Source organism: Candidatus Ulvibacter alkanivorans, assembly GCF_003333325.1.
GTDB classification, from domain to species: Bacteria; Bacteroidota; Bacteroidia; order Flavobacteriales; family Flavobacteriaceae; genus Ulvibacter_A; species Ulvibacter_A alkanivorans.
Map to the genome: position 1 here is coordinate 18,814 of NZ_QOLC01000040.1, position 8,888 is coordinate 27,701.

Sequence of the window (8,888 nt, forward strand, 5' to 3'; positions counted from 1 at the left end):
TATGAGTGAAGAATTTGAAATAGGCGAGGTTCATACCACATTCGACTTTAAGGGGTTTCTCTTTAAACTGCTTAGTTATTGGCCATTGTTTCTTATTTCATTAGCGATTGCTTTTGGAATTGCTTATTATATCAATGTTAGGAAATTACCGGTCTATATCATGCAAAACATGATCACGGTAAAAGACGACCAAAACCCATTTTTTACTACGAATACAAGCCTAACCTTTAATTGGGGAGGAACCACAGACAAGGTGAACACTGCGATCATTACATTGCAATCAAGATCGCACAACGAAGCCGTGGTAGAAAGACTTCAGTATTATCTGGCCTACTTAAAAGATGGTGAATATCAACGTGTCGATGCCTACAAAAAAGCACCTTTTTTGGTGGATGTTGATACATCGAAACGTCAAATGCTAAATAGGGATATAGTGGTGACCTTTAAAGATTCGGTGACCTTCGATCTTGAAACGAGTATTCCTGCCGGTGCGATTAGATTTCAGCATTATGGCACAAAGGAAACTTCGGTAGCTACTTTAGGTGCGAAAGATTTTTCAGAAGAATATAAAATAGGTCAATTGATCGAGCTGCCATTCTTTTCGGGAACGATTTTGCCATTCGAAGAGGTAGGTATGCAAACAGAAGTACCTTATTACTTGCGATTTAAAAACTTCGATAGTGCAGTTCGCAGTTATTTACGAATTAAAATAGCACCCGAATCTAAAGGGTCTTCTGTACTAAACTTATCGTTGACCGGAAATAATAAAGCACGTTTGGTAGACTACCTCAATACAACTGTCGATGTATTAAGCGATAATGCTTTAGAACGAAAGAACTTATTTGCAACCAAAACAATTCGTTTTATCGATAGTAGTTTGGCGAGACAATCCAAACAGTTAAAAGATGTAGAAGACGAATTAAACACCTTTAAAGATCAAAATGCGATCTTTAATTTAGAAGCCGAAGGTCAAGACATCAACAATAAGTTGAACACCTTAGATCTACAAAAGGAATCGGTAAATCGAGAATTAAACTACTATAACATCTTACAGGAATATCTGGTGAATCGTTCGGACTATCGCGACGTTCCCGCACCATCGGTAGCAGGAATTACAGAAAGTAGTATTGTAGCAGGTGTAGGGAAAATCGTGGCCTTGGCAGAACAACGCAATAGAATGCAATATTCTTTTAAAGACGGGGCCCCAGTTTTCGATGAGATCGATCGAGATATTAATGCGGCCAAAACAGTACTCCTAGAGAACATTCGTTCGTCAAAGGAATTAAAGCGGCAAGAGCTTACGTCCATTAATCGAGATATTGGACGATATGAAGCTGAAATTCGGAAGCTTCCGAAGGAACAACAAGAATTGCTGCGAATTGAACGACGTTATAGTTTGAGTGAAGGTACCTACAATGTGTTCTTGGCCAAACGAAGTGAGGCCGGATTGGTAAAAGCAGCCAACGTTAGTGATGTACAGATCATCGATCCCGCAAAAGATACAGGCGGTGGTCAAATTGGTCCGAATACCCAACTTAATTATATACTTGCTGCTTTCTTTGGCTTTTTAATTCCCTTTGTATTCGCTTTTTTACGCGTCTTTTTCGACACTAAGATCCACAGTGTAAAAGATATTGAGCGCTTGTCCAATATTCCTATCTTAGGTGTGGTAGGAAAAAGCAGGGTTGAAAACAATTTGGTTGTGATCGACAAACCGAAATCGGCCGTGGCCGAATCGTTTAGAGCGATTCGATCTAGTTTGCAATTCATCTATAAAAAACAAGGTATAGAGGGCGCTAAGACCGTATTAGTTACTTCCTCGGTATCAGGTGAAGGAAAGACCTTTTGTTCTATCAATATTGCATCGGTATTTGCCTTGAGTAAGAAGAAGACCGTATTGTTAGGACTTGACCTTCGGAAACCGAAGATATTTGGGGATTTTGAGATCAATAACGACAGGGGAGTCGTTAACTACCTCATAAACGATGCTTCGGTAGATGCCATTGTTCAAAAGACCAAAGTTGAGCACCTAGATATTATCACCTCCGGACCGATACCTCCTAATCCGTCTGAACTATTAATGGGCGAACGTATGATCGACCTTATTAATGAGTTAAAGCAAGAATATGATTATGTCATCTTAGATTCACCACCCTTAGGCTTGGTTGCCGACTCCTTGTCCTTAGTGAAATTTGCCGATGCTACCATTTATATGGTGCGACAAAACTATACAAAACGCGGTATGTTCGGTATGATCAATGAAAAATATAAGACAGGTGAAGTGACAAACATTAGCTTTGTTCTTAATTACTTCGAAGACAAGGCAAAATACGGTTATGGATACGGCTATGGATATGGTTACGGCTACGGTGCTTATGGCTACGGTGCTTATGGGAATGGCTATCATGAAGTAGAAAAGAAGCCATCGTTTCTTAAAAAGATAAAACGCTTTTTTAGAATTAAATAATAGCTTACACCACATTGAAAGCTAGTGATGAATCATCGAATGTATGCTCACAAAGAACCAGCTTCGAATAAAACGTATTTTTGATGTATCTATTTCAATAGTTATACTGCCGTTTATAATAATTCCTTTAATTTTGCTGCTTGGAATTGCCAGTGTAAGTACGGGTAAAAATGGGTTGTTCATGCAAAAGCGTATTGGTCGCTTCGGAAAGCCTTTTTTATGTTATAAGATCCGTTCGTTAAAAGGAAGTGCACATCATGATGTGAAAGCTATGAAGCACAATGAGACTCCCTTCGGAAGTTGGTTACGACGAACAAAATTAGACGAACTGCCGCAAGTGATCAATGTATTAGTAGGTGATATGAGTTGGGTGGGTCCAAGACCCGATGTGCCGGGATATGCCGATCAACTCACAGGTGATGACCGAGTTATTTTACAAGTACGCCCGGGAATTACAGGTCCGGCCACGTTGAAATACAAGAATGAAGATGTGTTGCTGTTACAACAAACAGATGCTAATACGTACAACGATACTGTGATCTGGCCGGATAAAGTCGCAATAAATAAAGAATATATAAGAAACTGGAGCTTGAGCAAAGACCTCAACTATATGTTCACTTCGGTATTTAAAAAGTAAAAATGAAAGAAAAACCAACCATTGCAATTATTGGTTTAGGATATGTAGGACTGCCACTTGCCGTTGCGTTTGCAGAACAATACAAAGTGATCGGCTTCGATATTAATACCCAACGGGTTGCCGAACTGCAAAACGGAGAAGATCACACCTTAGAAGTTTCCAAAGAAAATTTGCAACAGGTCTTGACCACTTCCGAAGCGAATGGTCTGCAACTCACCTCGGTCGCCGAAGAAATGGCATTGGCGAACGTGTTTATTGTCACTGTGCCAACCCCAACAAACAAATACAATCAGCCGGTATTAACGCCGCTACAAAAAGCAAGTGAGACCATTGGTGCGATCTTAAAGAAAGACGATATAGTCGTGTACGAATCGACCGTGTACCCTGGCGTGACCGAAGATATTTGTGTACCCATACTCGAAGAAGTCTCGGGCCTCACCTTCAATTCCGATTTTTTTGCCGGATACTCACCGGAACGTATCAATCCGGGCGATAAAAAACATACCGTAACCAAGATTTTAAAGGTAACCTCCGGTTCTACCCCCGAAGCTGCACAGTATATCGATAAACTATATGCTTCGGTGATCACTGCCGGGACACATTTAGCACCTTCTATCAAGGTAGCAGAAGCCGCCAAGGTGATAGAAAATTCGCAACGCGACATCAACATTGCATTTGTAAACGAGCTTTCTAAGATATTTCGTCTATTGGATATCGATACTCAAGATGTATTAGAAGCAGCGGCCACCAAATGGAACTTCCTTAAGTTCACACCCGGGTTAGTAGGCGGGCACTGTATTGGTGTCGATCCTTATTACCTCGCACAGAAGGCGCAGGAAGAGGGATATAATCCCGAGATCATCTTAGCAGGGCGTCGTATGAACGATGGTATGGGCAATTATGTAGCTCATGAGGTGGTTAAGTTGATGATCCGTAAAGATTGTAAAGTGAAGAACGGGAATGTCTTGGTATTAGGTATCACTTTTAAAGAGAACTGTCCCGATATTCGGAATAGCAAAGTAATAGACGTTATTACCGAATTGGAAAAATACAATCTCAACATCGATGTCTACGATCCATGGGCCGATCCGGAACAAGTAAAACGCGAATTCGACCTTAGTTTGCTTTCAGAAAAAGAACAGCTAAGAACAGCGTACGATGCAGTCGTACTTACCGTAGCTCATACGGCATTTACCGATTTCCCTATCGAAAACCACACCGCCGATAAAGCTGTGGTCTTCGACGTAAAAGCATTTTTAAATAAAGATAAAATAGACGGCAGACTCTAATGTTCGAAACACCATACCATACACAAGACCTTAGTAAATTCCGATTTTTAGTGACCGGAGGTGCCGGATTTATTGGTTCGAACTTGGTTGCCTATTTACTTAAGTTTGGAGCGCAGAAAGTACGGGTGTTAGATAATTTGTCTACCGGCTATTCCTCCAACCTTGAAGCTTTTAAGAACCATCCTGGCTTCGAATTTATGGAAGGGGACATTCGCGATCTTGATGTATGTAAAAAAGCGATGCAGGACATCGATTTTGTATCTCATCAAGCAGCATTGGGCTCGGTTCCACGATCTATCAACGACCCTATTACTTCCAATGCGGTTAACATTACCGGCTTTCTAAATATGCTGGTGGCCCAAAATGATTCCGAGTCAGTTCAAAAAATGGTGTTTGCAGCTTCAAGTTCAACCTATGGCGACAGCAAACAATTGCCAAAGGTGGAAGCCAATATCGGGAAGCCAATTTCTCCCTATGCAGTCACCAAATTGGTGAACGAAGTGTACGCCGATGTGTTCTATAACACCTATGGTACCAAGACCATCGGATTGCGCTATTTTAATGTCTTCGGACCCAAACAAAGTCCCGATGGTGCTTATGCAGCAGTAATTCCGTTGTTTATGCAAGCGTTAAAAGATGAGGAAGCACCCACGATCAATGGTGATGGTGAGCAAACACGGGATTTTACGTATGTAGAGAACGCAGTACAGGCTAATGTAAAGGCGTTCTTTGCTTCGGAAGCAGCCGATAACGAAGTATTTAATGTGGCCTTCGGAAACAGAATAAGTTTAAACGAACTTTGGTCGCACCTCAAAGATATTTCAGAAAAAGAAATTGAAGCTAAGTACGGGCCACCGCGAAAAGGTGATGTGCGCGACTCACTGGCAGATATTTCTAAAGCAAAGAAATTGTTGGGATACGATCCTAAATTCTCGGTTGCCGACGGACTTAAAATTACGTGGAATAAATTTAGTGATACATGAGCGCCAATAACGAAGACTGGTTATACGAGATATCGGCCAAGCGCAAATTGATCGACCTTAATTTTAAGGAGATCTGGCGGTATCGCGATCTTTTAGTCTTATTGGTAAAACGTGATATAACAACGGTTTACAAGCAAACCATCTTAGGACCGTTGTGGTTTTTTATCCAACCACTGTTTACAGCCATAATCTTTACGCTTATCTTTAACAACCTAGGCGCTATTAAGACCGAAGGCGTGCCTCCCATGTTGTTTAACCTCGCAGGAATTACAGCATGGAACTACTTTACGGCATGTCTTACCAAAACTTCGAATACTTTTAAAAGCAATCAGAATATTTTTGGGAAGGTCTATTTCCCCAGAGTGATCATGCCGCTGTCGGTCACGGTTTCCAATCTGTTGAAGTTTGGGATACAACTCCTAATATTTTTTGCCTTCTATGCCTACTACTATGTGACGTTGGATTTCAACAATGGAGTAAGTCTTCTTATTCTTATGTTTCCGGTATATTTATTTATGGTCGCTATCTTAGGTTTGGGAATGGGAATGATCATTTCTGCATTTACGACCAAGTATCGCGATCTAAGCGTGTTGGTTGGTTTCGCTACTTCCTTGCTTATGTATGTTTCGGCGGTTCCTTATCCCTTGAGTGAAGCACAAAACAAATTTCCAGCTTGGGTTGCTCAATTGGTTACATACAATCCCTTAACGCAACTTATAGAAGGATTTAGGGTGATGTTGCTTAATACAGGTACGTTCAACTGGATTGGGTTTGCATACACCTTAGCAGTTTGTATGGTAGTGTTTATTTTAGGTTTGATTATATTTAACCGAACAGAGAAGAGTTTTATAGACACGGTTTAATCGGTTGTCGGTTGTCGGTTTTCGGTTTAGAAGTAGATAAAAAAGGTTACGATGAAAAGCTATAAGGAATTAGATATTTACAATTTAGCTCTTGAATACGCTTTAGTAGTTCATGAAATTTCTTTGAAACTACCAACTTACGAATTATACGAACAAGGCAGTCAGATTAGAAGATCGTCTAAAAGTATAAAAGACAATATTGTTGAAGGATATGGAAGAAGAAGATATAAACAAGATTTTATTAGATACGTGACTTATGCTCATGCATCCCTTTTGGAATGCTTTTCACAATTAGAAACCATCGAAAGACTATATAATATAGAGGGTGTTTCAGCATTAATTAAACAATATGACCAGCTGGGAGGAAAAATTTATTCATTTATTAAGTATGTAGAAAATAACTGGAAAACCTAACACACCACTGACACCACACAACAAACAACTGACATCACACAACTGATATCATAACACTTGAAAAAAAGAAAACACATACGTCTTTTCTATTGGTCTTCTGTATTGTTTGAAAACAAAGTAGCAGAGAACTACGGGGACCTCTTATCTAAGTATATAGTAGAAAAAGTAAGTGGTAGGAAGGTGGAGTTCTATAATGCGCCTAAAAAACGGAAGGCATTATTTAAACCACGATACCTAATGGCTATAGGGAGTATAATGAGTTATGCTTCGGAAAGAGCAGTAGTATGGGGGAGTGGGATCATTACCAAGAACGATCGTTGTAAAAATGCAACCTTTGCGGCCGTGCGCGGTCCCAAAAGTCGCGAGCGGATACAGGCGTTAGGTTATAATTGTCCTGAAGTATACGGCGACCCGGCCATATTGCTATCTCATTATTACAAACCTCACGTAAAAAAAACACATCGCATTGGTATCATTCCACACTATATAGATTGTGAGCAGGTAGCGGCTTGGTATGCCAACGATCCTTCGGTAAAGGTGATCAATCTAATTGGCGATGATGTTGCGGCCATTACCAACGAGATCTTAAGTTGCAAACAAACCGTAAGCTCTTCCTTACACGGTGTAATTGTTTCACATACTTACGGAATACCTTCAGTTTGGACGCGTTATTCTGAAAAATTGAGCGGCGATAACATAAAGTTCGAAGATTACTTCTTGTCGGTGGGCTTAACACCCTATACCGGAAACCTAGTGCAACAAGCCGAGACTGTTACTGCAATGGAAGATTTGGTGCAATCACAGGGCACACCACCTAATGAAGCCACGATAAAACAATTGCAGTATGGTCTTTTGGAGGCCTTTCCGAAGAAAATATAAACGACATGGTACTCGAAATTTTAAAATTTAATGATATTTTGCTACAAATCCGGTACAGCTCATGAGCACTATTCTTAAAGTTGAAAATCTAAGCAAACAATACCGCCTCGGACTGGTAGGTACAGGTACGCTTAAGGATGACGTGAATCGGTTTTGGCATCGCGTACGTGGTAAGGAGGATCCTTATCTAAAAATTGGAAGTGTAAACGATAGAAGTGCCAAGGCTACTCAGGATTATGTTTGGGCCCTACAGGATATAAATTTTGAAGTAGAAGAAGGAGAAGTGCTGGGAATCATTGGTAAGAACGGTGCCGGAAAATCAACCTTGTTAAAGATACTGTCGCGCGTAACTAGTCCCACTACAGGAATAATTAAGACCAAAGGACGTATCGCCTCTTTGCTGGAGGTGGGAACAGGATTCCACCCCGAACTCACGGGCAAGGAGAATATTTATTTGAACGGCGCTATTTTAGGAATGAGCAAAAGTGAGATACGTAGCAAGATAGACGAGATCATTGCATTTTCGGGTTGTGAGATGTATATAGACACTCCCGTAAAACGCTACAGCAGCGGTATGCGCGTTCGCTTGGCATTTGCCGTGGCAGCACATCTGGAACCCGACATTTTGGTCGTCGATGAGGTGTTGGCCGTGGGTGACGCCGAATTTCAGAAAAAAGCGATTGGGAAAATGCAAGACATCTCGCAAGGAGAAGGCCGTACCGTGTTGTTTGTGAGTCATAATATGGCTTCGGTAAAAAATTTATGTACACGAGGTATAGTCCTCGAAAATGGTAAGATGGTTTTCGAAGGAACCCAAAATGAGTCGGTTAACTATTATTTATCGGCAGAAAAGAATAAAGCAAAAATTGATCTCGCAGAAAGAACGGATCGATTAGGAAATCAAAAATTGAAAGTAACCAACATTCAATTCTTTAACAAAGAAGGTGCTGAAATAAGAGAATTGATCTCAGGACAATATTTAAAGATACGTGTCACTATTCAGAAGAATAAAACTGTTGATTACAGCTCATTGTTTATTTCGATCAATTTTCTCGATGATAATCTCAATTCTTCACTTTTATTTGTTAATGATGAGATGGGGTTCAAATTTACCGACCTCGCCAATCAGGATTATTTTGAGTTAGAAATTCCAAAATTATTATTAAGAGCTGAAACCTATGGTATACGAATTTTAATTACTGAAAAAGATACCAGTCCAGATAATTTTATAGATCTGGTAGAAAATGCAGTTTCATTAAATGTTTTAGCTGGTGATTTTTGGAACTCTGGAAGGTTAAATCGACCCGGTAGTATAGCAGTGATGCCAGGGAAGTATATAGTGACAAAAAGAGCATA

The 8,888-nt window shown here is 40.3% G+C and carries 8 protein-coding genes; all 8 read left to right on the forward strand.

The window, feature by feature from the left end; all coding sequences use genetic code 11:
- Nucleotide 1: 1 nt before the first annotated feature.
- Entirely contained in the window at nt 2-2,467 is a 2,466-nt protein-coding gene (locus tag DWA30_RS02665; RefSeq protein WP_114490984.1) for a GumC family protein, read from the forward strand.
- 43 nt (nt 2,468-2,510) lie between these two features.
- Entirely contained in the window at nt 2,511-3,104 is a 594-nt protein-coding gene (locus DWA30_RS02670) for a sugar transferase (protein WP_114490985.1), read from the forward strand.
- A gap of 2 nt (nt 3,105-3,106) precedes the next feature.
- Nucleotides 3,107-4,393, forward strand: a complete 1,287-nt coding sequence (locus DWA30_RS02675) for a nucleotide sugar dehydrogenase (protein WP_114490986.1) — start codon at nt 3,107-3,109, stop codon at nt 4,391-4,393.
- Complete coding sequence (locus DWA30_RS02680) at nt 4,393-5,376, forward strand: SDR family oxidoreductase (protein ID WP_114490987.1); 984 nt, start codon at nt 4,393-4,395, stop codon at nt 5,374-5,376. The genes DWA30_RS02675 and DWA30_RS02680 overlap by 1 nt, the downstream gene beginning before the upstream one ends.
- Entirely contained in the window at nt 5,373-6,239 is an 867-nt protein-coding gene (locus DWA30_RS02685) for an ABC transporter permease (protein WP_114490988.1), read from the forward strand. Before DWA30_RS02680 ends, DWA30_RS02685 begins: the two co-directional genes overlap by 4 nt.
- A 51-nt stretch (nt 6,240-6,290) precedes the next feature.
- Nucleotides 6,291-6,653 carry a four helix bundle protein gene (locus DWA30_RS02690; protein ID WP_114490989.1) on the forward strand — a complete coding sequence of 121 codons (363 nt, stop codon included), beginning with the start codon at nt 6,291-6,293 and terminating at the stop codon, nt 6,651-6,653.
- 57 nt (nt 6,654-6,710) lie between these two features.
- Entirely contained in the window at nt 6,711-7,532 is an 822-nt protein-coding gene (locus DWA30_RS02695) for a polysaccharide pyruvyl transferase family protein (protein ID WP_136073138.1), read from the forward strand.
- 61 nt (nt 7,533-7,593) lie between these two features.
- Nucleotides 7,594-8,888 (forward strand): ABC transporter ATP-binding protein (locus DWA30_RS02700; RefSeq protein ID WP_136073139.1); only part of this gene is annotated, 1,295 nt, incomplete at its 3' end.